The organism is Kitasatospora sp. NPDC058046 (assembly GCF_042885595.1).
Classification (GTDB): Bacteria; Actinomycetota; Actinomycetes; order Streptomycetales; family Streptomycetaceae; genus Kitasatospora.
The window spans coordinates 215,940-236,302 of the sequence record NZ_JBHVRS010000005.1 but is presented as its reverse complement, the minus strand read 5'-3'; the positions used below and the strand labels follow the sequence as shown (position 1 = coordinate 236,302).

22 protein-coding genes and 1 pseudogene are annotated in these 20,363 nt (G+C 72.6%); 14 read left to right on the top strand and 9 right to left on the bottom strand.

What is annotated here, in order from left to right; genetic code table 11:
* Positions 1 to 55: 55 nt before the first annotated feature.
* The 3 genes from ACFVU7_RS13310 to ACFVU7_RS13300 are packed head-to-tail and all read right to left on the bottom strand — an operon-like array spanning position 56 to position 3,504.
* Positions 56 to 616, bottom strand: coding sequence for a flavin reductase family protein (locus tag ACFVU7_RS13310; protein WP_117487100.1), 561 nt, complete (start codon positions 614 to 616; stop codon positions 56 to 58).
* Positions 613 to 1,923: a cation:proton antiporter gene (locus ACFVU7_RS13305; protein ID WP_388045074.1), complete on the bottom strand. Its 1,311-nt coding sequence runs from the start codon at positions 1,921 to 1,923 to the stop codon at positions 613 to 615. The genes ACFVU7_RS13310 and ACFVU7_RS13305 overlap by 4 nt, the downstream gene beginning before the upstream one ends.
* Before the next feature lie 30 nt (positions 1,924 to 1,953).
* A complete protein-coding gene (locus ACFVU7_RS13300) occupies positions 1,954 to 3,504 on the bottom strand; it encodes a tryptophan halogenase family protein (protein ID WP_388045073.1) in 1,551 nt (516 codons plus the stop codon).
* Positions 3,505 to 3,798: 294 nt separating this feature from the next.
* On the opposite strand from ACFVU7_RS13300, the gene sbnB reads away from it, so the two are divergent.
* From sbnB to ACFVU7_RS13280, 4 genes and pseudogenes are all read left to right on the top strand, one after another.
* Positions 3,799 to 4,881: a 2,3-diaminopropionate biosynthesis protein SbnB gene (gene sbnB, locus ACFVU7_RS13295; protein ID WP_388045072.1), complete on the top strand. Its 1,083-nt coding sequence runs from the start codon at positions 3,799 to 3,801 to the stop codon at positions 4,879 to 4,881.
* 310 nt (positions 4,882 to 5,191) lie between these two features.
* The gene (locus ACFVU7_RS13290; protein WP_234348407.1) at positions 5,192 to 5,992 is read left to right on the top strand and encodes an AfsR/SARP family transcriptional regulator; all 801 of its coding nucleotides are present in this window, start codon (positions 5,192 to 5,194) and stop codon (positions 5,990 to 5,992) included.
* A 13-nt stretch (positions 5,993 to 6,005) separates the two neighbouring features.
* Positions 6,006 to 6,389, top strand: a pseudogene (locus tag ACFVU7_RS13285) (LysR family transcriptional regulator); the annotation flags it as partial.
* Positions 6,390 to 6,392: 3 nt separating this feature from the next.
* The gene (locus ACFVU7_RS13280; protein ID WP_234348408.1) at positions 6,393 to 7,337 is read left to right on the top strand and encodes a substrate-binding domain-containing protein; all 945 of its coding nucleotides are present in this window, start codon (positions 6,393 to 6,395) and stop codon (positions 7,335 to 7,337) included.
* Here ACFVU7_RS13280 and ACFVU7_RS13275 read toward each other — a convergent pair.
* The 4 genes from ACFVU7_RS13275 to ACFVU7_RS13260 form a co-directional block, all read right to left on the bottom strand.
* A complete protein-coding gene (locus ACFVU7_RS13275; RefSeq protein WP_049652161.1) occupies positions 7,229 to 8,587 on the bottom strand; it encodes an FtsX-like permease family protein in 1,359 nt (452 codons plus the stop codon). The genes ACFVU7_RS13280 and ACFVU7_RS13275 overlap by 109 nt on opposite strands.
* Positions 8,587 to 9,414 (bottom strand): ABC transporter ATP-binding protein, encoded by an 828-nt coding sequence (locus ACFVU7_RS13270; RefSeq protein ID WP_388045071.1) that lies wholly within the window; start codon positions 9,412 to 9,414, stop codon positions 8,587 to 8,589. Before ACFVU7_RS13270 ends, ACFVU7_RS13275 begins: the two co-directional genes overlap by 1 nt.
* A gap of 78 nt (positions 9,415 to 9,492) precedes the next feature.
* Entirely contained in the window at positions 9,493 to 9,732 is a 240-nt protein-coding gene (locus tag ACFVU7_RS13265; protein WP_049652159.1) for a hypothetical protein, read from the bottom strand.
* Positions 9,733 to 9,786: 54 nt separating this feature from the next.
* Entirely contained in the window at positions 9,787 to 10,128 is a 342-nt protein-coding gene (locus ACFVU7_RS13260; RefSeq protein WP_049652158.1) for a winged helix-turn-helix domain-containing protein, read from the bottom strand.
* Positions 10,129 to 10,289: 161 nt separating this feature from the next.
* Here ACFVU7_RS13260 and ACFVU7_RS13255 point away from each other — a divergent pair, with 161 nt between their 5' ends.
* From ACFVU7_RS13255 to fabG, 8 genes are all read left to right on the top strand, one after another.
* A complete protein-coding gene (locus ACFVU7_RS13255) occupies positions 10,290 to 10,550 on the top strand; it encodes an acyl carrier protein (RefSeq protein ID WP_049652157.1) in 261 nt (86 codons plus the stop codon).
* A gap of 37 nt (positions 10,551 to 10,587) precedes the next feature.
* Entirely contained in the window at positions 10,588 to 11,829 is a 1,242-nt protein-coding gene (locus ACFVU7_RS13250) for a beta-ketoacyl synthase (protein ID WP_049652156.1), read from the top strand.
* Positions 11,826 to 12,629 (top strand): alpha/beta fold hydrolase, encoded by an 804-nt coding sequence (locus tag ACFVU7_RS13245; protein ID WP_181970522.1) that lies wholly within the window; start codon positions 11,826 to 11,828, stop codon positions 12,627 to 12,629. Before ACFVU7_RS13250 ends, ACFVU7_RS13245 begins: the two co-directional genes overlap by 4 nt.
* Positions 12,626 to 13,591 (top strand): hypothetical protein, encoded by a 966-nt coding sequence (locus tag ACFVU7_RS13240; protein WP_388045070.1) that lies wholly within the window; start codon positions 12,626 to 12,628, stop codon positions 13,589 to 13,591. Before ACFVU7_RS13245 ends, ACFVU7_RS13240 begins: the two co-directional genes overlap by 4 nt.
* Positions 13,588 to 14,709 (top strand): beta-ketoacyl synthase N-terminal-like domain-containing protein, encoded by a 1,122-nt coding sequence (locus ACFVU7_RS13235; protein ID WP_387823100.1) that lies wholly within the window; start codon positions 13,588 to 13,590, stop codon positions 14,707 to 14,709. Before ACFVU7_RS13240 ends, ACFVU7_RS13235 begins: the two co-directional genes overlap by 4 nt.
* Positions 14,710 to 14,812: 103 nt before the next feature.
* The gene (locus ACFVU7_RS13230; protein WP_074002437.1) at positions 14,813 to 15,208 is read left to right on the top strand and encodes a hypothetical protein; all 396 of its coding nucleotides are present in this window, start codon (positions 14,813 to 14,815) and stop codon (positions 15,206 to 15,208) included.
* Complete coding sequence (locus ACFVU7_RS13225; protein WP_049655093.1) at positions 15,205 to 15,702, top strand: 3-hydroxyacyl-ACP dehydratase FabZ family protein; 498 nt, start codon at positions 15,205 to 15,207, stop codon at positions 15,700 to 15,702. Before ACFVU7_RS13230 ends, ACFVU7_RS13225 begins: the two co-directional genes overlap by 4 nt.
* Positions 15,702 to 16,436, top strand: a complete 735-nt coding sequence (gene fabG / locus ACFVU7_RS13220; RefSeq protein WP_388045069.1) for a 3-oxoacyl-[acyl-carrier-protein] reductase — start codon at positions 15,702 to 15,704, stop codon at positions 16,434 to 16,436. The genes ACFVU7_RS13225 and fabG overlap by 1 nt, the downstream gene beginning before the upstream one ends.
* A gap of 13 nt (positions 16,437 to 16,449) precedes the next feature.
* Here the strand turns inward: fabG and ACFVU7_RS13215 are convergent, their stop codons facing one another.
* On the bottom strand, positions 16,450 to 17,703 hold the full coding sequence (locus ACFVU7_RS13215; RefSeq protein ID WP_380777695.1) for an RNA-guided endonuclease InsQ/TnpB family protein: 1,254 nt from the start codon (positions 17,701 to 17,703) through the stop codon (positions 16,450 to 16,452).
* A 161-nt stretch (positions 17,704 to 17,864) separates the two neighbouring features.
* Between ACFVU7_RS13215 and ACFVU7_RS13210 the strand changes: the two genes are divergently transcribed.
* Positions 17,865 to 18,578 carry a 2-hydroxychromene-2-carboxylate isomerase gene (locus tag ACFVU7_RS13210; protein WP_388045068.1) on the top strand — a complete coding sequence of 238 codons (714 nt, stop codon included), beginning with the start codon at positions 17,865 to 17,867 and terminating at the stop codon, positions 18,576 to 18,578.
* Positions 18,579 to 18,650: 72 nt separating this feature from the next.
* On the opposite strand, the gene ACFVU7_RS13205 is transcribed toward ACFVU7_RS13210, so the two are convergent.
* Positions 18,651 to 19,379 (bottom strand): aspartate/glutamate racemase family protein, encoded by a 729-nt coding sequence (locus ACFVU7_RS13205; RefSeq protein WP_053112228.1) that lies wholly within the window; start codon positions 19,377 to 19,379, stop codon positions 18,651 to 18,653.
* A 187-nt stretch (positions 19,380 to 19,566) separates the two neighbouring features.
* Between ACFVU7_RS13205 and ACFVU7_RS13200 the strand changes: the two genes are divergently transcribed.
* Positions 19,567 to 20,295: a DUF4097 family beta strand repeat-containing protein gene (locus ACFVU7_RS13200; RefSeq protein WP_049655082.1), complete on the top strand. Its 729-nt coding sequence runs from the start codon at positions 19,567 to 19,569 to the stop codon at positions 20,293 to 20,295.
* Positions 20,296 to 20,363: the final 68 nt, after the last annotated feature.

Below are 20,363 nucleotides of genomic sequence, written 5' to 3'. Positions count from 1 at the left end.
GCGGGCTGGACCCCCGGCCGCCGTCCGGTGCCGGGGGTCCTGGAGCCTGCCGGGATCAGCTCCGCGGCCAGGCCCGGAACTGGCGCAGCCCGTACAGCAGCGGCCGCGGGTGGTGGCGCCGTACGACCCGGCGGATCTCGCCGTAGACGGTGACGTGGTCGCCGACCCGCTGGGCCAGCACCACGTCGCAGTCGGCCACCGTGTGGGCGTCGCGCACCAGGTGCGGGCCGGCCGCCTCCGGGGCCTGCTCCCAGGGGAGCAACTGGAACCGGTCCGGGTTGCCGGAGGCGAACAGTTCGGCGGTCCCCTGGGCGTCCTCGTGCAGCAGGTTGACCGCGAACAGGCCGCTGTCGGTGACCGCTTCGAGCGTGGGGCTGCCGTCGCGCAGGCAGACCAGGAGGGTGGGCGGGTCGAGTGAAACGCTGCACACCGCGGAGCAGGTCATGCCCCTCGGAGCGCCGTCGGGGCCGGTGGCGGACACCACGCTCACGCCCGTGGGGAACCCGCTCATCATGGCCCGGAACTCGTCGGGGGTGGCTCCCGCCGTCCCCACGGCTCCGGACGCCCCGGAGGCCCCGGCCCGTAACCGGGCCCGGTCGCCCGCGTACTCGGTCATCTCGCACCGCTTTCTGTCTCGACGGACTCCACCGGCGCCATGGCCGTCGCGCTGATCCCCTCGGCCGCCGGGCGGCCCTCCATCCGGTCGAACAGCTCCAGCAGCGGCCCGGTGGCCGCCGTGGTGACCAGTGCCATCACCACCAGGGCCAGGACCAGCGGCGCGGGCAGCACCCCGGAGGCGAAGCCGGCCTGGAGGACGATCAGTTCGGTGAGGCCGCGGGTGTTCATCAGCGCGCCGATCCGCCGGGCGGTCCGGGGCGGCTGGCCGCCGATCCGGGCCCCGAGGTAGCCGCCGAGGCCCTTGCCGAGGAAGCCCAGCAGGACGGTGCCGACGATCAGCACCCCGGAGGTGGCGGAGAAGGCGCCGGTGAGCACGGTGACCCCGGTGACCACGAAGAAGGCGGGGGTCAGGAACTGCCCCGACCGGGAGACCGTGGACACCACCCGGGTCCACGGGCCGCCGTCGTCGTGCGGGACCGCCAGCCCGGCCAGTGCCGCGCCGAGGATCGACGTCATGCCGAGGTGCTTCATGGCGAAGGCCACCGCGAGGGCGGCCACCGCGACCAGGACCGCCATCGCCCGGGGCGAGCGGCCGCAGAGCCGGGACGCGGTCCGGGTGCCCAGCGCGTAGCGGATGGCCAGCGCGCAGACCACGCCGACGGCCAGGGCGCGCAGCGAGTGCAGCGAGCGTGCCGGGTCCCCGGCGCCCAGGCTGATCGCCAGGGAGAGCAGCAGCCAGCCGCAGGCGTCGATGACGACGGCGGAGGCCAGCGAGAGCCGGCCCGGGACGCCGTCGCTCATCCCGCGGTCGGCCAGGATGCGGGCCATCACCGGGACGGCGGTGATGGACATGGTGACCGCGACCATCAGGAGGAAGGCCGGCAGCGGGGCGCCGCCGCGGGCCGCCCGGTCGCCGGTGAGGGCGATCAGCCCGACCAGCAGGCCTCCGGTGGCCAGCGGCGGCACCAGCGCCCCGACGGTGATCCAGGTGGTGGCGCGCCGGGGCAGCCGGTCCCGGCCGCGGCGTAGTTTGTGGGCGAGGCCGACCAGGAAGAGCACCAGGGCGGCCTCGGCGACGGTCTTGACGAGGTCGAACACCGGCCCCGGCAGCACGGCGTCGAAGGCGGGCCGGCCGGCCAGGGCGATCACGGCGGGCCCGGCCAGCAGGCCCCCCGTGATCTCCCCGATCACCTCCGGCTGCCGGAGACGGCGCGCGACTCTCCTGCCCGCCACGGCGATCAGCAGCACGACGCCGAGGACGGCGGCCGCGTGCACGACGCGTGTCAGGAGCTGGAGGACGTCCATGACGAACGGGCCCCTTTCCCGGGATCGTGGTCAGCGCATCCGGGCGAAGTAGTCGTACGCCTTGGGCAGCGTCGCGACGAGCCGTTCGGTCTTCTCCCGGATCTGGGCGAACTCCCGTTCCGCGGCGGCGCCGTCGGAGAGGTCCAGGGCCGGGGAGTGCGCCACCTCGATGCCGCCCATGCCCAGCAGGACGCTCATGTAGGAGTACGGCGGCAGGCCGTGGTAGTAGGGGAAGACCGTTTCGGAGTCCGGGAGTTGGGCCTTCCAGAGTTCGAGCCGCTCGGCCAGCGAGTCGGGGATCTTCCGGGTCTTGGTGTCCCGCCAGTACTGGGTGTCGGTGCGCTTGGCGGCGACGTAGTGCAGGACCAGGAACTCCCGTACCCCGTCCATGACGTGGGCGATGGCCCGGTTGTAGAGGTCGCGCCGGACCGGGTTCCAGTCCTGCGCCGGGAAGTACTTGACCAGTTGCTCGATGGCGTGGTGGATGAAGAAGATCCCGGTGGACTCCAGCGGCTCCACGAAGCCGCTGGCGAGGCCGACGGCCACGCAGTTGCGGGACCAGGAGTTGCGGCTGCGGCCGATCCGCATCCGGATGTGGTTGGCCTCGACGTCGGCGGCGGCGGGGCCGACGAAGGCGCGCAGGGTCCGCTCGGCCTCCTCCGGCGAGAGGTAGTCCTTCGCGTAGACGTACCCGGTGCCGACCCGGCCCATCAGCGGGATCGTCCAGATCCAGCCGGCGTCCTGGGCGGTCGCGGTGGTGCAGGGCAGCACGCCGCGCTTCGCCATGTCCATCGGCACCTGGAGGGCGACGGCGCTGTCGTTGGGCAGGGTGTCCTGGTAGGAGATGAACGGCTCCTCCAGCGCCTTGTTCAGCAGCAGCCCGCGGAAGCCGGTGCAGTCGATGAAGAGGTCGCCGGTGAGCTCGCCATGCTCGGCGGTGCGCAGTCCGCTGATCCAGCCGCGGTCGTCGAGCCGGACGTCCTGGACGTCGTCGACGATGCGCTTGACGCCTCTGTCGGTGGCGTACTGCGTCAGGTACTTGGCGAGCAGCGCGGCCTCGAACTGGTAGGCGTACGGGAACTGGGTCTTGCCCTGGTGCTCGGACATGGTGAGGCCCTGCATCTCGTCCGCGCCCTCGTCGAAGGGCTGGTCGATGAGGGCGCCGTCGAGGTGGCGGGGGCTGAGGCCGGCGTCGATGACCGAGGCCATCACGAAGCAGTCCTTGTCGAACCGGCTGGTCGGCCCCTGCTTGAGCCACCAGTCGGTGAGCGGGAAGCCGTTGACCGAGCGCATCTGCTCGAACGGGTGGTAGAAGTAGTGGCCGGGCTCGCGCCAGTCCTCGAAGCGGACGGCGAGCTTGTACGTCGCGTTGCAGGCCGGCATCCAGTCCTTCTCCTTGAGTCCGAGGAACTCGAAGAAGTGGCGGATGTCGCTGAAGGTGGCCTCGCCGACGCCCACGGTGGAGATGTTGCCGGATTCCACGAGGGTGATGTCCACCCGGTCCTCGAACGCGGCCTTCAGGTACGAAGCCGTCATCCAACCCGCTGTTCCGCCGCCTACGATCACAACCCGGTCGAGCACTGGTGACTCCTCTTCGGTGGTCCACGTGTTTCCGGCAGGGGAGGTGCCGGATACCGGCCGAGGTGGCGCCGTCGGTCGTCACCCCGCTGGTAGAAGCTGAGGGCGGCGCCACCAGAGAGTGACTCTAGGCATCCTCGTAAGGTCCGACCAGGTCATTTGGCACTGGTCGAAAGTCGCAGGTCGGGTTGACCCGTACCTGTCGGACTATTCGAACGCCTGACTGACCATCAGCGAGGTGTCAGCGCAGGTCAGCCACACTGCTGTGGCCAGATCTCCCCCGAGACGGAGCCATCCATGACGCAGCAGAGGCAGATCCCGCAGTTCGCCGTCGTCCCCGGCGCGCAGGTGCACGGCGTGCTGTCCGGCAACGAGAAGCAGACCGTCGACCTGGTCGCGGCGACCTACCGGGTGCACGGCGAGGGGGACACGGTCAACCCGCCGTCGTACTTCCTGCGCTTCCCGGACCGGCCCAGCTCGCGCATCATCGCACTGCCGGCCTCGGTGGGCGGCGGCACGCCGGTCGACGGGATCAAGTGGATCTCCAGCTTCCCGGAGAACGTGGCCGCGGGCCTCCCCCGGGCCTCCGCGGTGCTGGTGCTCAACGACCCCGCGACCGGCTACCCGATCGCCTGCCTGGAGAGCTCGATCATCAGCGCCGCCCGCACCGCCGCCTCGGCCGCGCTGGCGGCCGACCGGCTCTCCGTCGGCCGGCCCCGGCCGCGGCGGGTCGGCTTCATCGGCACCGGGCTGATCGCCCGGCACATCCACACCTATCTGGCCCGCACCGGCTGGGAGTTCGACGAGGTCGGGGTGCACGACCTGTCCGCCGAGCACGCGGCCGGCTTCCGCTCCTACCTGGAGCGCGCGGCCCCGGAGCGGGCCGACCGGGAGCAGGCCGGCGCCTCGCCCCGGATCACCGTGCACGGGAGCGCCGAGGAACTGGTCCGCGCCTCGGACCTGGTGGTCCTGGCGACCGTCGCCGCGAAGCCGCACCTCACCGACCCCTCGTGGTTCTCCCACAACCCGGTGGTGCTCAACGTCTCGCTGCGCGACCTGGCGCCCGAGGTGCTGCTCGCCTCGGCCAACGTGCTGGACGACGTCGAGCACTGCCTGAAGGCCGAGACCTCCCCGCACCTGACCGAACAGCTCACCGGCAACCGGGACTTCATCGACGGCACGCTCCACGAGGTGATGGCCGGAAAGGTCCGGGTGCCGACCGACCGGCCGGTGGTGTTCTCGCCGTTCGGGCTCGGCGTGCTCGACCTCGCGGTCGGCCGGTACGTCTACGACGCGCTGGCCGCGCGGGGCGAACTCGCCGTCGTGGACGGCTTCTTCCACGAGCTGGACCGCTACGGCCGGGGCGCCGGGCAGCCGTAGCCGCACCTCCGACTTCCCATGGACAGCTCAACCCGCCACCTGTAGCATTCTTCTGACAGGTCGACAGATACGGGCCCGCCGTCACGGTGCGTCCCCGTCGGCCCGTCCCGGGTGGCGCGGCGAGGCCGCACCCCCGCCTCCGAGCCGGGCGCCGGATCGCTCCCCCGTCGATCCGGCGCCCCTCCGGGTGTCATGCACAGGGCGTGTCATACCATCCGCCCCCGGCCGCCCCGCCCGGCTGGTATCTCCCGGTCCGCACCGGCGTCGCGCAGACTCACCTGGACGGCTCGGAAAATCATGGGGTGCTGCTGTGGAAATCAAGCTTCTCGGTCCGCTGCTCCTGTCGCACGAGAACGTGCACTACACCATGGCGTCGAAGCGGACCAGCGTCGTGCTGACCCTGCTGGCGACCTCACCGGGGATCCCGGTCCCGTTCGACGAGATCGTGGACGAGTTATGGGGCGACCAGCCGATGGCCAATGCCCGCAACGCCCTCCAGGCGAATGTCGGCCGACTGCGCCGGCTGCTGGAATCCGTGACCGGCCGCAAGGGCGACGAAACCCTCCGCACCGCCAACGGCGGCTATCTCCTCGACGTCCCAACGGACGCGATCGACGCGCACCGATTCCTGCGGCTCGCCGACGCGGGCGGCGATCTCGCCCGGCGCGACCCGGACCGCGCCATCGCGACCCTGGAGGAGGCGCTCGGCCTGTGGCGCGGCGGCGCCCTGATGGACTCCTGCGACGGGCTGCGCTGCCGGATCCGGGCGGCGCACCTGGAGGAGCGCCGGATCAGCGCGTACGAGGACCTGACCGCCGCCAAGCTCGCCGTGGACTCGGCCCGGGTCCCGGTGTCCGAACTGCGGCAGCTCGCCGTCGAGCACTCCGAACGGGAGCGCCTGAGCGAGCTGTTGATGCTCGCGCTCTACCGCGACGGCCGGCAGGCCGAGGCGCTGGAGGTCTTCCACAGCACCCGCCGCCGGCTCGCCGACGACCTGGGGCTGGAGCCCGGCCGCGCGCTGCACCACGCCTACCAGGCGATCCTCCGGCAGGCCGACCTGCTCGGCGAGCCGCGGCGGGTGCTCGACTTCGCCGGACCCGTACCGGCCTGATCCCGCTCGGCATATGCCCGTTCCGGAAAATCCCGGAATACCGGTTTCCGATCACCGGCCGCGCCGCGCATTCCCCCCTCCCGACCCCCGTCCCGTTCCGGCCCGTTCACGCCGCTTCCGACTGTGGACGGTCAAGGATCACTCTGTTAGCGTGGCGACCGCCTTGGATTTTTCCTGGTGGCTACGCGAGGAAGTCGGAATCGCGGACGGGGGCCCAGTGGACGTTGAGTTGAGGCATGCCAAGATCGTTACCACCATCGACCGGCTGGGCAGCATTTCCAGAGCCGCCGCCCAATTGAGCCTTCCCCAATCGAGCCTCACCGCACAATTGAAGCGGATCGAAAGAGCCGTGGGCGGCGAGCTGTTCGTACGGACCAGAACCGGAACCATTCCGACCGCCTTGGGGGAAAGGCTCATCCCGATTCTGGCCGAACTCGTCCAGCACGCGGACCGGGTGATCGCCGAGGCGGCCGCGCACTTCTCGGAGGTGTTCCGGTTCGGGAACGCCGAGTGGACGCCGCCGTCGCTGCGCAGCGCGCTCAAGTCCGCGCTGCCGGTCAAGGAGGTGCAGACCGAGACGCTCAGCCCCGACGCCGCCATCGCGCAGGTGTCCCGCGGCGCCCTGCACGCCGCGATGGTGCCCGGGGTCGCGCTGGCCGCCTCGGCCGAGGCGGACGAACCCGCCCTGGCCAGCACGGTGATCGTGCGGGAGCCCGTCTGGGTGGCGCTCCCGCACGACCACCACCTGGTCGGCCAGGAGGCGGTGAGCCCGGCGCAGCTCGCCTCGCTGCGGTGGGTCCGCTACACCCGCGACCACTGGTTCCACCCGATCGAGAAGCAGCTGTTCGCCGCCGTCGGCCGGGCCGACCTGGAGGTGCTGCACTACGTCGACGGCCACCACGAGGCGATGAACTGGGTCCGGGACGTCCGGGCCGCCGCGCTGACGCCGCCCACCGGCGTCACCCGCGAGGTGCGGCTCGTCCCGGTCTCCGTCGCCGAGGGCACCGACATGCTGCTGGTGTGGCGCAGCGACTCGGTGACCGACGACATCCAGCGCAGACTGCTCACCACACTCCGGCGCTACTACTGCGAGTACGCCCGCACGATCCCCGGGTACTGGTCGTGGGTCATCCGACACCCGGACCAGTTCGCCGAGTTGGAGTCCTTCCTGCCGCCCCGGGTGCAGTGGGGCGGGGCCGGCCGGGCGGGCCCGGAGTGGTCCGGGCCCGGGGCCGGTCACAGGGTGGCGAGCGCCTCGGCCGGCGGCGTCCGCAGGGCGGCGCCGGTGGCCGAGACACTGGCGAGGGCGGTCAGCGCCCCGACGAACCCGACGATCGAGAGGTAGATCCAGACCGGTCCGCGGGGCAGCCAGGAGCCGTCCAGCGCCATCCGGAAGGGGGCGAGCGTGGCCGCGGCGACGAAGGTGCCCAGCACCGTGCCGACGATGGTGACGAGCAGCGACTCGATGCCGGTCATGGCCAGGATCTGGCCGGGGGTGGCGCCGACCAGCCGTTGCAGGGCGAACTCCCGACGGCGCTCGGCGGCGGCCACCACCAGGGTGTTGACCAGGGAGATCACCGCGTACGCGATGATGCTGCCGGCCAGCAGGTAGTCCACCCAGGCGCCGACCCCGTCGCCGCCCTGGCCGGCGGAGAGCGTGGTCTGGAGGTAGATCAGCGCGGTGGACAGCCCGGTGGCCAGCATCACCGGGCTGACCGCGCCCGCGATCCGGATCCGGCGGGCCCGGGCGTTGTCCATCGCCAGGTCCCCGGTCAGGCCGAACAGCGCGCGCAGCGGGCGGTGGAACACCCCGGTGAGCACCTTGGTCAGCCCGGGGCCGAGCAGGGCGATCCCGCCCGCCCAGAGCATCGCCGAGGGGCCGGCCGTACTGGCGGCGACCTCGCCGTTCATCACGGTGCCGGTGACCACCGCCAGCGCGGTGCCGCCGGCCAGGCAGAGCACCGCGAAGGCCAGCCGCGGGCCGCTCAGCCAGCGGTGCTGGAGGCGGGACTCGGCGAGCGCGTCGGCGGGCCGGGAGAGCGCCGCCCGCCGGGAGGCGATGAAGGCCGCGGTCAGCGCGGCGAGCATCGAGGTGCCGCCCGCGGTGACCATCGGGATCCAGCCGGCGTGGTAGGTGATCCCCTTCGTGACCACGCCGCTGGCCGCGATCTGCTCCAGCATCCACCCGCCCGCGAGGTAGCCCGGGACGAGGGCGAGGGCGACGGCGACGAGCGCGACGACCAGGGTCTCCACCACGATCATCCGGCGGAGCTGGCCGGGCAGGGTGCCGATCGCGCGCAGCAGCGCCATCTCGCCGAGCCGCTGCTGGACCACCAGGGCCAGCGTGGAGCCGACGATGAAGACGGTGACCATCGCGGCGATCCCGCCGAACACCGCGGACATCGAGATCAGCCGGCTGGCCGCCTGCTGGGTGCCCGGCGGGACGGCCGCGAACGGGGGCACCCGGTGGCGGATGCCGGTCTCCATCAGGCCGCCGCAGGCGGTCAGGATCACCGCGCCGAAGAACAGCGCGACGGTGGAGGCGATGAAGCTCGTCCTGCGGAACCGCAGGGTCTGCAGGGCCAGGGCGAACATCAGCGGGCCGCCTCTCCGCCGCGGGCGACGGGGGTGCCATGGGCGCCGGACGTCACCGGGGTGTCCGGGCTGTCGCCCCAGGCGCCGAGCCGGGTCATCCGCTCGGCGATGGTGTCGGCCGAGGCGCCGCTCAGCTCGTCGACGATCCGCCCGTCGGCCAGGAACAGCACCCGGTCGGCGTAGGAGGCGGCGACCGGGTCGTGGGTGACCATGACGGCGGTCTGCCCGTCGTTGTGGACGGCCTGGCGCAGCAGCCGCAGGATCTCCACCGCGGTGCGGGTGTCCAGCGCGCCGGTCGGCTCGTCGCCGAAGAGCACCGCGGGCCGGGTGATCAGGGCCCGGGCGATGGCGACCCGCTGCTGCTGGCCGCCGGACAGCTCGCCGGGCCGGTGGTTGCTGCGCGCGCCGAGGCCGACCTGCTCCAGCACCCGCTCGACGCTCTCCCGGCCGGGTCGGCGCCCGGCCAGCCGCAGCGGCAGGGCCACGTTGTCGGCCACGCTCAGCGCGGGCAGCAGGTTGAAGGCCTGGAAGATGAAGCCGATCCGGTCCCGGCGGAGCCTGGTGAGCTCCTTCTCGCTGAGCCCGGCGAGCTCCATGCCGTCCAGCGAGACCGAGCCGGAGTCCGGCCGGTCCAGCCCGGCGGCGCACTGCAGCAGCGTGGTCTTGCCGGAGCCGGACGGGCCCATCACCGCGGTGAAGGTGCTGCGGCCGAAGCCCACCGACACGTCGTCGAGGGCGACGACCCGGTTGCGCTCGTTGCCGTAGCCACGGCAGACGTTCCTCAGTCGCACGGCATCGTCGATGCCGTGCACGGTGGCGGTGGTCATGGCGACTCCGTGGGTGACCAGGACGGATGGGACGGGATGGCGCCGGACGGCGCGGATGGAACGGGTGGGACGGGTGGTTCAGAGTTCGTCGACGCTTCGCAGCAGGTCCTCGACCGATGCCAACCTGGCGGTCAGCGCCCGTAGTTCACCCCGGAGCGCCTTCTGTCCGGTCAGCGTCTCCTCGGCCAGCTGCCGGTAGGCGGCCATCGCGGCGGCGTCCGCGCGGTGCCGCTGGAGGGTGAAGTACGAGACGATGCTGACGCTGATCCCGCCGATGACGATCAGTGTGATGACGATGGCGATCACGCCGCCGCTCATGAGGGTCCCTTCTGTTCCTTCGGGCGTCGCGCCTTCCTCCGGGCGGCGCCTGGTTCAGGCGTCGCTGCCTTCGGGCGTCGCGTTGCGCCCGTCGACCTGCGCCCGGTCCTCCCGGAGGGCGGCGATGACGGTGTCGACCGTGACGCGGATGTCGAACGGAGTGAGTTCGAAGAACTTCATGGCCTTGCCGTCATCGGAGAGCTCCAGCGCGCCGGCGACCAGGCCGGCGTGTTCGAGCCGCTCCAGGTGCATGTAGAGCAGCGGCCTGGACATGCCCAGCCGCCGGGCCAGTTCACTGACGTGGACCCGGCCCTGCGCCAGTTCGCCGATGATCCGCAGGCGCTGGGTGTGCCCGACGGCGGCGAGCAGGGCCAGTAGTTCCGCGCTTGTCGGCACCCCCACCCTCTTCCTCCTACCTGAAAGTTGAGACTGACAGGTGTTGGCGAGCACTGTCAAGCCGATCAACGACCGTCAGTTGCACGTCAGTTGTCCGTCAGCGCGGGCGAGAAGAATTCAGATCATCATCTGTCGCACCCACCCCCTCACCGGGAGGCGAAATGCCCAGCACCGCGGTCGTCACCACCGAACAGCGCGCCCAGATCAAGGAGATCGTCTGCGACATCCTCGAACTGGAGGCCGACGAGGTCACCGACACCAGCCGGTTCAAGGAGGACCACAACGCCGACTCGCTGGGCGCCATCGAGATCCTCTCCTCGCTGGAGCGGACCTTCTCGATCGAGATCGACCAGGCCGAGCTGATCCGGATGGTCAACCTGGACGGCGTCGTCGCCGTCGTCCAGGAGAGCCTGTCCAAGTAGCCCGCCGCAGCGCCGAGTCGACAGAACGGAGTCAGCAATGGTGGGCAGCGGAGACCGGGAACCGCGCCGGGTCGTCATCACCGGGCTGGGCGCGGTCACCAGCATCGGCACCGGGGCGGCCGAGTTCCTCGGCGGGCTCCGCAGCGGCCGCAGCGGCGTCAAACCGATCACGTCCTTCGACACCACGGGCTACGCCCATGCGAACGGCTGCGAGATCGACGACTTCGACCCGGCCCAGTGGATCGAGCACGGGGATCCCGAAGAGCTGGGCCGGGCCAGCCAGTTCTCCGTCGCGGCGGCGAGGATGGCGGTGGCCGACGCGGGCCTCGCCCTGGAGGAGCTCCGCGCCAGGCGCGTCCTGGTCTCGGTCGGCACCACCGACGGCGAGTCGCGCGACCTCGACGCCCTGACGGAGCACCAACTCCACCACGGACCCGAAGGGTTGCCCGCCGTGGTGGCCCGCCGGTCGGCGGCCGGCCTGCTGTCCAGCAGCGTGGTGCGCGAACTGGAGCTCACCGACGTGGAGGCCGTCACCATCGCGACCGCCTGCGCCGCGGGCAACTACGCCATCGGCTCCGGCTTCGACGCGATCCGCTCGGGCGAGGCGGACGTCGCCCTGTCCGGCGGCGCCGACGCGGTCTGCCGCAAGACCTTCACCGGCTTCTACCGGCTCGGCACCATCGCGCCGGAGCTGAGCCAGCCCTTCGACGTCGACCGCAAGGGCATCCTCACCGGCGAGGGCGCCGGCATCCTGCTGATGGAGAGCCTGGAGTCGGCACTGGCCCGCGGCGCGGGGATCTACGCCGAGGTGCTCGGGTACGGGCTCAACTGCGACGCCCACCACCCGGTCGCGCCGGACCGCGACAGCCTCGCCGCCTGCATCGAACTGGCCCACCGCAACGCCGGGGTGAAGCCGGAGGACATCGACTTCATCTCCGCGCACGGCACCGGCACCAAGGCCAACGACGTGACGGAGGCGGGCGCGATCCGGCAGGTGTTCGCCACCCCGCCGCCGACCGTCTCCATCAAGTCCATGCTCGGCCACACCATGGGCGCGGCCAGCGCCCTCGCCTCCGCCGCCTGCGCGCTGGCGATCAAGGAGGGCTTCATCCCGCCGACGATCAACCACCGGCAGACCGACCCGGAGTGCGGCCTGGACCCCGTCCCCAACCGGGCCCGCCCCGCCGAGGTGCGCATCGTGCAGAACAACGCGCTGGCCTTCGCCGGCAACAACGCGGTGCTCATCCTCGGCGCGTACCGAGCGCACCCGGACGCATGAGCGCGCCCACCCCCCGGCTGCGCAGGGCCGCCGAGGGCCCCGACCCGGTCCGGGTGCTGCTGCTGCACGGCCTGGGCGGCAAACCCTCGGTGTGGAGCCCGCTGGTCCGGCGGGCCGGGGCCGCCTTCGAGCTCTGGGACGTCGAACTGCCCTGGCGTGCCCAGTCCGAGGGCGACGGCTGGGGCGCCCGGCCCGACCCCGGCCGGTTCCTGGTCGAGCTGCTGGACGAGCGCTTCGACGCCGTCGTGGCCCACTCGTACGCGGCGAACCTGGTCGTCGAGGCGACCGCGGCCGGCCGCACCGCGCCCCGGCCGACCGTGCTGATCAGCCCCTTCTACCGGCCCAGCCCCAAGGACTTCGACTGGTCGGTGATCTCGTACTACCTCAACGACTTCCACCGCGTCTTCGAGGAGGCGCTGGAGGTCGGCGAGACCGCGCGGTTCGCCCGGTCCCACCGCGACTGGATGGCGCGCCAACTGCGCGACCAGGTCGGGCCGTACGGCTGGATGCGGTTCTTCGAGGCCTACCTGCGCTCCCCCACGCTCGACCTCGGCGCCGTCGGCTCGCCGCTGCTCGTGCTGTCCGGGCAGCGGGACACCGCCGCCCGGCCCGAGGACGGCCGGGCCCTCGCGGCCCGGGTGCCCGGGGCGCGGTACGAACTGCTGCCGGGCTGTCGGCACTTCCCGATGGTCGAGCGGCCCGACCTGGTCACCCGGTTGGTGTGCGAGTTCCTGCGCGCCGCCGTGCCCGGGGCGCCGCACGCCGACGCCACCACCCTCTCACCCCAGGAGTTGCCATGACCAGCAGTGCCCCCGCCGCCGACCCGACCACGCGGGTGCGGCTGCGCCCCCGCTACGAGGGCTCGAACATCTGCACCTGGATCGGCTTCAAGCACGTCAACTACCTGGTCGAGGAGGCGGTCTACGACCACGCCCGGCAGCACGGGTTCCCGCCCGGGGAGCTCTTCGAGCGGTACGGCCTGGGCGTCGACCTCACCGATCTCGACACCAAGATCCTCACCGCGCTGCACATCGACGACGTGGTGACGGCCACCGTGCGCCGGCTGCCCGCCCAGGACGCCGGCGGGCTGCGCCTGGGCGTGGAGCTGACCGTGGAGCGCTCCGGCGAGACGGTGAAGGCCGTCGCCGCCAAGGCCACCGTCCACCTCCGCTCCGACCCGCGCGGCCACGCCGTCGCCGAACCGCCCGCCGAGCTCGTCGGACTCACCGTCGACCGGCTGGGCGCGGGCGCGGCACCCGTCCCGCTGGAGCCCGGCACCGACCCGCTCGAACAGCTGACGGCGGGCCGCAACGCCTTCGGCTGGGCGTGGCGGATGCCGTACTTCTACTGCCACTTCACCGAGCGGGTCCAGATGTCCGGGTACCTGCGGCAGATGGAGGAGGTCGTCGACCTCTTCCTGGCGGACCGCGGCGTCTCCATCAAGACCCTGCTGGACGAGCAGGACTGGATCCCGGTCGTCCCGCACTCCCGGATCACCCTCCTCGACGAGGCGCTGATGGAGGAGACGCTCTACACCGTCTACACCGTCGAGAGCGTCTTCAAGCGGCTGACCTACACCGCGCGGATGGACGCCTACGTGCTGCGCGACGGCGTCCTGGTGCCGACCGCCACCGGCCGGATCACCCACGGCTGGGCGGTGATCGAGAACCGCCGCGACTGGAGCCTGGTCGACTTCGACGACCGGCTGACCGACGCCCTGACCGGCAAGGCGGGCAAGGCCCTCGGCCGGGGCCGGGCATGACGGCGACCGACAGCCGGGCCCGGGCCCGGCCGGCCGGCCCGGACCGGGCGGTGCCCGAGCCGGTGTTCTCCGCCTGGTCGGCGGTCTCGCCCTTCGGGGTCGGCGCGCAGGCCTTCGGCGCGGGGCTGCGCGCGGGCACCGGCGCCGTCGCCGCACTGGACCGCACCGCGTACCCCGGCCCCTACGAACAGGCCGCCCTGGTACCGGACTTCAGCGCCGCCGCGGCCCTCGGCCGCAAGGGCACCAGGACCATGGACCGGGTCACCGCGCTCGCCGTGCACACCTTCGGCACCCTGCTCGACGGCTGCGGGCCCGGCCTGCTGGACCGCCCCGAACGGGTCGGCCTGGTCCTGGGCACCGGCTCGGGCAGCGTGCAGAGCATCATGGACTTCACCAAGGACTCGCTCACCGGCGACCGCCCCTACCTGGTCGACCCGGCCAGGTTCCCGAACACCGTGATGAACCGGGCCGCGGGCCAGTGCGCGATCTGGCACGGCATCAAGGGCCCCAACAGCACCATCGCGGGCGGCTGGTCGGCCGGCCTGCTCGCCCTCGGCTACGCCGCCCGGCTGTACCGCGGCGGGCACTGCGACCGGGTGCTGTGCGGCGCCGCCGAGGAGTACTCGGTCCAGCGCGCCTGGCTGGAGTGGCACAGCGCGGGCGAGGACGGCCGGACCCCGCTCGGCGAGGGCGGCGTCGCCTGGCTGCTGGAGTCCGCCGAGCAGGCGCGCGCGGCGCACCGCCCGGTCCTGGCACGGCTGCTCGGCACCCGCTTCCGCGCCTACCACCGGCCCGAGCAGGCCGCCGGGGCGCTCACCGACTGCGTGCGCGCGGCGCTCGCCGAGGCCGGCGCGGACGGCCGGGACGTACGCCTGGCGGCCCCGCTCGGCGGACCGGACGAGGAGGCGGCGGTGCGCGCGGCCCTGCCCGCCGGGGCGGAGCCGCAGTGGCTCCGCTGCCGGCCGCTGCTCGGCGACGCCTCGGCGGCCGCGACCGGCCTCCAGCTGGCGGCGGTGCTGGCCGCGGCCGGCGAGGGACGGCTGCCCGAGGGCGGGCTGGCACTGGTGACCTGCGTCGACCGGGACGGCACGGTCGGCTGCGCACTCCTGGGCGGCTGACCGCGGCGGCCCGGACACGGCGGGGCCCGGTCGCGGCAGGCCCGGCCCCGGCGGGGCCCGGTCGGCAGGCCCGGACGGCCCCGACACAGAGGAGGGACAGACCATGATGCTCACAGCGTTGACCGTGGCGGAGCCGGACGGCCGCCCGGAACCCCCCGGCGCGGCCGGCGAACCGGTGGCGCGGCACGTCCGGGGCACCGTCGTGCTGACCGCGGCCGAACCGTTCCTGCGCGGGCACTACCCCGGACTGCCGGTGGTCCCCGGCTTCGGCCTGGTGCAGTACGTCCACGAGCTGGCGGCCGCGGCCGCCGTCCCCGGCCCCGGCCGGGCCGAGCTCACCCGGGCGCGCTTCCTGAGCCCGGTGCGGCCCGGCGACGAGATCGCCGTCGACGCCCGGATCCAGCGCGACCACGACGGGGCCCGGGTCTGCGCCCAGGTCCACGCCGACGACCGACTCGCCGCCGAGATCACCCTGTTCTACCCCCGGGAGGCCCTGTGAAGGACATCGCCGCCATCACCTCGGTCGTCCCGCACCGCCACCCCGCGCTGCTGGTCGACCGGATCGCCGAGATCGAACCGGGCCGCCGGCTCGTCGCGTACAAGGCGGTCACCCTCGCCGAGCCCGCCTACCGGGACGTGCCCGAGGACGCCGCCAACGAGGAGTACGACTACCCGCTCGGCCAGCTGCTGGAGTCCTGGGCGCAGTGCGCGGTGCTGCTGTCCTGTTGGGAGCGGCCGAACGCCAACGTGCTGGACGGGCAGGTCGTGCTGCTGGCCCGGACCCGGGACGTCCGGGTGCTCGGCCCGGTCCGCCCCGGCTCGGTCGTGGTGCACGAGGTCACCATGGTCCGCGCCCTGGGCGACTCCTTCATCACCTCCGGCCGCAGCACCGTGGACGGCCACCCGGTGCTGGAGGTCGGCCAGTTGACGCTGGCGCTGCGCCCGGCGGAACTCCTCCGGGCCCCTGGAAGCACGACCGACGGGAGGTCCTGATGTCCGCACGACGGGTCGCCCTGGTGACCGGAGGGTCCCGGGGCATCGGACGCAGCGTGGTGGCCCGGCTCGCCGCCGACGGCTACGACGTGGCGTTCTGCTACCAGTCCCGAGAGGAGGCCGCGGCGGAGACCGCGAAGGAGGCCGAGGCGGCCGGCGCCCGGGTGCTGGCCCGGCGGGTCGACGTGGCCGACCGCGCCCAGGCCGAGGCCTTCGTCAAGGCCGCCGAGCAGGAGCTGGGGCCGCTCCACGCGGTCGTCTCCTCGGCCGGCATCGTCCGGGACAACCCGCTGGTGCTGCTCACCGAGCAGGCCTGGCAGGACGTCATGCGGGTCAACCTGGACGGCACGTACCACGTCTGCCGGGCGGCGGTGTTCGCGATGATGAAGCGCCGCGCCGGCGCCCTGGTGACGATGTCCTCGGTGGCCGGCGTGTACGGCAACGCCACCCAGACCAACTACTCGGCGTCCAAGGCCGGGATCATCGGGTTCTCCAAGGCGCTGGCCAAGGAGGTCGCGCCGCGCGGCATCCGGGTCAACTCCGTGGCGCCCGGCTTCATCGAGACCGACATGACCTCCGCCCTCGCCGAGGGCACCGACCTCACCGGACGCATCCCGCTGGGCCGCCTCGGCCGCCCCGAGGAGGTCGCCGACCTGGTCTCCTTCCTGCTGTCCGACCGCGCCTCGTACATCACCGGGCAGGTCTTCGGCGTCGACGGCGGGCTCGTGCTTTGACATCCTCCCCACCCTAATGAATGGGGATTCCTCCCACGCCTGCGGCACGGTTGCCCGTGGGTCGCAAGTCGCCGAGGTGGGTTCCCCGTTCGACGGGCCGTGCCCGGCGTGGGATTGCCACGCCGGGACCGACCGGCCCTCCAGGGGCGTTTAGCCTGTCCGCCTGCCCGGCGGCCAGGATGTTCCGAGCAGCGTTGAGGTCACGACCATGCAGCACACCGCACGCACCACAGGCCCACTCCCGTACCACCAGGGGCTTGGGACCGTCGCGGTGTCCGCACCGCGAGCAGAGCTGGGACGACGGGAACATGCGGTGCACGATGCCGACGGTACGCCCGTACCGGGCCGCCTTCTCTTCGAGCAGGCGCCGGAAGGCGGCCCATCCGGCGTCGTGAACGGACTTGGCCAGACGGCCCCGTGCGAGGCCGCGCACATTCAGGTCCTCCAGGTATACCGCTTGGTTCTCGCGGATGATCCTGGTGGTCTGCTTGTGCAGCCAGTCCCGGCGGGTGTCGGCCACCTTGGCATGCGCCCTGGCGACCTTCACCCGGGCCCTCTCCCGGTTCTTGCTGCCCTTGGCCTTACGGGACAACTCCCGTTGCGCGACCTTGAGCCTCTTCTCCGCCTTGCGCAGGAAGCGCGGGTTGTCGATCACGCCGCCGTCGGAGAGGACGGCGTAGGTGGTCAGGCCGAGGTCGATGCCGACCTCGGCCTGAACCTCGGGCAAGGGTTCTGGCTCCACGTCCACCACGAACGAGGCGTGGTAGCGGCCGGCCGGATCGAGCACGATCGTCACCGACGACGGGTCGGCCGGAAGGTTCCGGGACCACTTCACCCGCACGTCGCCGATCTTCGCCAGGTTCAGCTTCCCGTTCCCCCGGATGCGGAACCCGTTGCGGGTGAACCGCAGCGACTGCCGATTGTCCTTGCGGGACTTGAACCGGGGAAGCCCCACAGGGCAGCCGGCACGCTTGCCCGAGACGGAGTCGAAGAAGTTCTGGTAAGCCGCATCCAGGTCCCTCAGCGATTGGATCAACGGGTCCACCCCGACCGAAGCAAGCCAAGCGCGCTCCGGTGTCCCCTTCGCCGCCGTGATGACCTGCTTCTGCAGGTCGGAGCTCCTAGGGTACGGAAAGCCGCTCTTGCGGGCGTCCTTCCGTGCCGCCAAGGCGTCGTTGTACACAACCCGCGCACACCCGAACGTACGGGCCAGAGCCTCGCGCTGACCAACCGTCGGATAGATGCGATAGGAGTACCGAAGATGCACACGATCAACCTATCGAGGACCACTGACAACGACCTCCGCCCGAACCCGCGCAGCTCGCTCCGTCGTATCGCGGCTCCAAACCAAGGAGTGTCCCCCACTCCCTGGGCGGATGGACCCCTGTCTCCCCGGCTCGAAAGCCGGGGCCTTGTGGGAGACCCGAGGTGAGCGGGTCCGGCAGGGCTCCGCGGTTCTACTTCTCGCTGCGCAGCCCGTACTCCTGGCTCGCCTACCGCGAGCTGCTGGAGCGGCACCCGGACGTCGCCGGGGCGGTGGAGTGGCGGCCCTTCTTCGAACCGGACGGCACCAGCGAGCGGCTGCTGGCCGAGCTGGGCGGCTCGTTCCCGTACACCGCGATGTCCCGCGCCAAGCACCTGTACGTCCTCCAGGACGTGCGGCGCCTCACCGCCGCGCGGGGGATCGCGTTCCGCTGGCCGGTGGACCGCGACCCGGTCTGGGAGGTCCCCCACCTGGCCTATCTGCGGGCCCTGTGCGGGGGTCTCGGCCCGCAGTTCGTCGCGGCCGCCTACCGGGCCCGCTGGGAGCAGGGCCGGGACATCTGCGACCGGACCGTCATCGCCGGGATCGGGTCCGAACTGGGCCTCGACCCGGCGGAGTTGGCGGGTGCGAGCGACGACCCGGAGCTGCGCCGGCAGGGGGCCCTGCTGCTCAAGGACATCTGCGACGACGGGGTGTTCGGCGTCCCGTTCTTCGTCCAGGGCTTCAACCGATTCTGGGGGCTGGACCGGCTGCCGGACTTCGTCGCCCACCTGCGGGCCCGGGCCGGCGGCGACGGGGCGCTGCCGCCGCCGGCCGCCCCGGCGGTCGGGCTCGGCGCCCGGGCCGTCGACGACGGCCACGCGGGCGGCTGCGGCTGACCGGCCCGCACGCGTACGGCACGGCCCCGGCGTTCCTCCGCCGGGGCCGTGCCGTACGCGTACGCGCGCGCCTCAGGACCGCACCGGGACGCTCCGGTACAGCTCGGCGATGCAGGCCCGGGAGAGCGCGGCCAGGCTGGAGACCATCAGCTCCGGCGGCAGGCCCGCGCTCCGGTAGGCGAGCGGGAGTTCGGTGCAGGCCGCCACCACCGGCAGCCGCCGGCGCCGCCAGAGCCGTCCGACGGCCTCCCGGAAGGCGGCGCCGGCCTCCTCGGCCCGTCCGGCCTTCACCCGTTCGGCGGCCCCGTGGACCGCCTCCTGCGTCCCGCCGTCGGGCACCAGCAGCCGGTAGCCCCGGGCCGCGGCCCGCCGCTGGTAGAGGCCGCTGCGCACGGTCCCGGTGGTCGCCGTGAGCCAGCCGCCGTCCGGGCTCAGCCGGACGGCCTCGTCCAGGGTGGCGTCGACGATGTCGACCACCGGGACGGGCGAGGTGGCGGCGAAGCCGTCCAGGAAGACGTGCGCCGTGTTGCAGGGGACGGCCAGCAGGTCCGCGCCCCAGCCGGCCAGGGTGCGCAGGCACTCCCGCACCCGCCGCCCGGGCTCGTCGTCGCCGCCGAGGATCGCGGCGGTGCGGTCCGGGATGCCCGGCTCGGACAGCAGCAGCAACCGGGGGTGCTGCTGGTCCCGGGAGGCCGGCGCGTCGGCCGCGAGCAGCCGCAGGAACTCCGCGGTCGCCGCCGGGCCCATGCCGCCCAGTACGCCCAGGGTCCGCTCGGGAGCCCGTGCCGTCAGCGCTGTCATGCCTCGACTCTGGACGGCTGCGCTGACCCGGAACTGACATTCGCCTGACATCCACCGTTTGGGGGAACTCCCCCTCAGGAGACGGGGGTTAGCCCCATGGTCCCCGGCTTTCCCAGCGGGATAGCTTCGTGGGGTCCGCCCCGCGACGGGGCCTGTCCAGGAACGTCCTTCAGATCTGGGGAATGACATGCGCCAGCAGTCCGGCCGTCTCGCGTCCTTCGTCGTCCTCGCGGCCGCCGTGGGCGGTCTCAGCGCGTGCGGGTTGGCTCCCGACAACAACTTCGACGACGACGCCACGGTGAGCGACAAGATCACCGCCGTACGGCTCGACACCACCTCCGGCGGCGTGACCCTGCGCGGCAAGGACGGCCTCGACAAGGTCTCCGTGCACCGGTCGGTCAGCTACAAGAACGACAAGCCCGGGGTGACGAGCCGGGTCGAGAACGGCGTCCTGGTGCTGGGCGGCTGCGGCCAGTACTGCTCGGTCACCTACACCGTCGAGGTCCCCCCGGGCCTGCCGGTCAGCGGCCAGACCAACTCCGGCTCGGTCAACCTGACCCAGGTGGGCAACGTGCAGGTGTCCACCCACTCCGGGGCGGTCAGCCTGGACGGGGTGAACGGCACCACGGAGGTGAAGACCACCAACGGCGCCATCACCGGGCGCGGGCTGAACGGCAGCCGCATCCAGACCGAGACCCACAACGGGGCGATCGACCTCGTCTCGACCAAGCCGCAGGACGTCTCCGCGTCGACGTCCAACGGCGCCATCACCCTGGTCGTGCCGAGCGCCACGTACAAGGTGTCCGCGAAGACCGGCAACGGCCACAAGGACATCGGGGTCTCCGACGACCCGTCCGGCCGTTACCAGCTCGACCTGAGCACCAGCAACGGGCGCATCCAGGTCAAGCAGGCCTGACAACCCGCGCAACGGGCTGCCGTCCGGCGATCAGCCGGGCGTCAGCAGCCTGTCAGCGTTCCCGGCGA

Excerpts from the sequence above, each read along its gene's own strand:
- ACFVU7_RS13305 (WP_388045074.1), bottom strand. The coding sequence starts at position 1,923 with ATGGACGTCCTCCAGCTCCTGACACGCGTCGTGCACGCGGCCGCCGTC.
- ACFVU7_RS13270 (WP_388045071.1), bottom strand. The coding sequence starts at position 9,414 with ATGACCACCGCCACCGTGCACGGCATCGACGATGCCGTGCGACTGAGG.
- ACFVU7_RS13275 (WP_049652161.1), bottom strand. The coding sequence starts at position 8,587 with ATGTTCGCCCTGGCCCTGCAGACCCTGCGGTTCCGCAGGACGAGCTTC.
- ACFVU7_RS13245 (WP_181970522.1), top strand. The coding sequence starts at position 11,826 with ATGAGCGCGCCCACCCCCCGGCTGCGCAGGGCCGCCGAGGGCCCCGAC.
- ACFVU7_RS13250 (WP_049652156.1), top strand. The coding sequence starts at position 10,588 with ATGGTGGGCAGCGGAGACCGGGAACCGCGCCGGGTCGTCATCACCGGG.
- ACFVU7_RS13240 (WP_388045070.1), top strand. The coding sequence starts at position 12,626 with ATGACCAGCAGTGCCCCCGCCGCCGACCCGACCACGCGGGTGCGGCTG.
- ACFVU7_RS13235 (WP_387823100.1), top strand. The coding sequence starts at position 13,588 with ATGACGGCGACCGACAGCCGGGCCCGGGCCCGGCCGGCCGGCCCGGAC.
- fabG (WP_388045069.1), top strand. The coding sequence starts at position 15,702 with ATGTCCGCACGACGGGTCGCCCTGGTGACCGGAGGGTCCCGGGGCATC.
- ACFVU7_RS13205 (WP_053112228.1), bottom strand. The coding sequence starts at position 19,379 with ATGACAGCGCTGACGGCACGGGCTCCCGAGCGGACCCTGGGCGTACTG.
- ACFVU7_RS13265 (WP_049652159.1), bottom strand. The coding sequence starts at position 9,732 with ATGAGCGGCGGCGTGATCGCCATCGTCATCACACTGATCGTCATCGGC.
- ACFVU7_RS13310 (WP_117487100.1), bottom strand. The coding sequence starts at position 616 with ATGACCGAGTACGCGGGCGACCGGGCCCGGTTACGGGCCGGGGCCTCC.
- ACFVU7_RS13255 (WP_049652157.1), top strand. The coding sequence starts at position 10,290 with ATGCCCAGCACCGCGGTCGTCACCACCGAACAGCGCGCCCAGATCAAG.
- sbnB (WP_388045072.1), top strand. The coding sequence starts at position 3,799 with ATGACGCAGCAGAGGCAGATCCCGCAGTTCGCCGTCGTCCCCGGCGCG.
- ACFVU7_RS13230 (WP_074002437.1), top strand. The coding sequence starts at position 14,813 with ATGATGCTCACAGCGTTGACCGTGGCGGAGCCGGACGGCCGCCCGGAA.
- ACFVU7_RS13200 (WP_049655082.1), top strand. The coding sequence starts at position 19,567 with ATGCGCCAGCAGTCCGGCCGTCTCGCGTCCTTCGTCGTCCTCGCGGCC.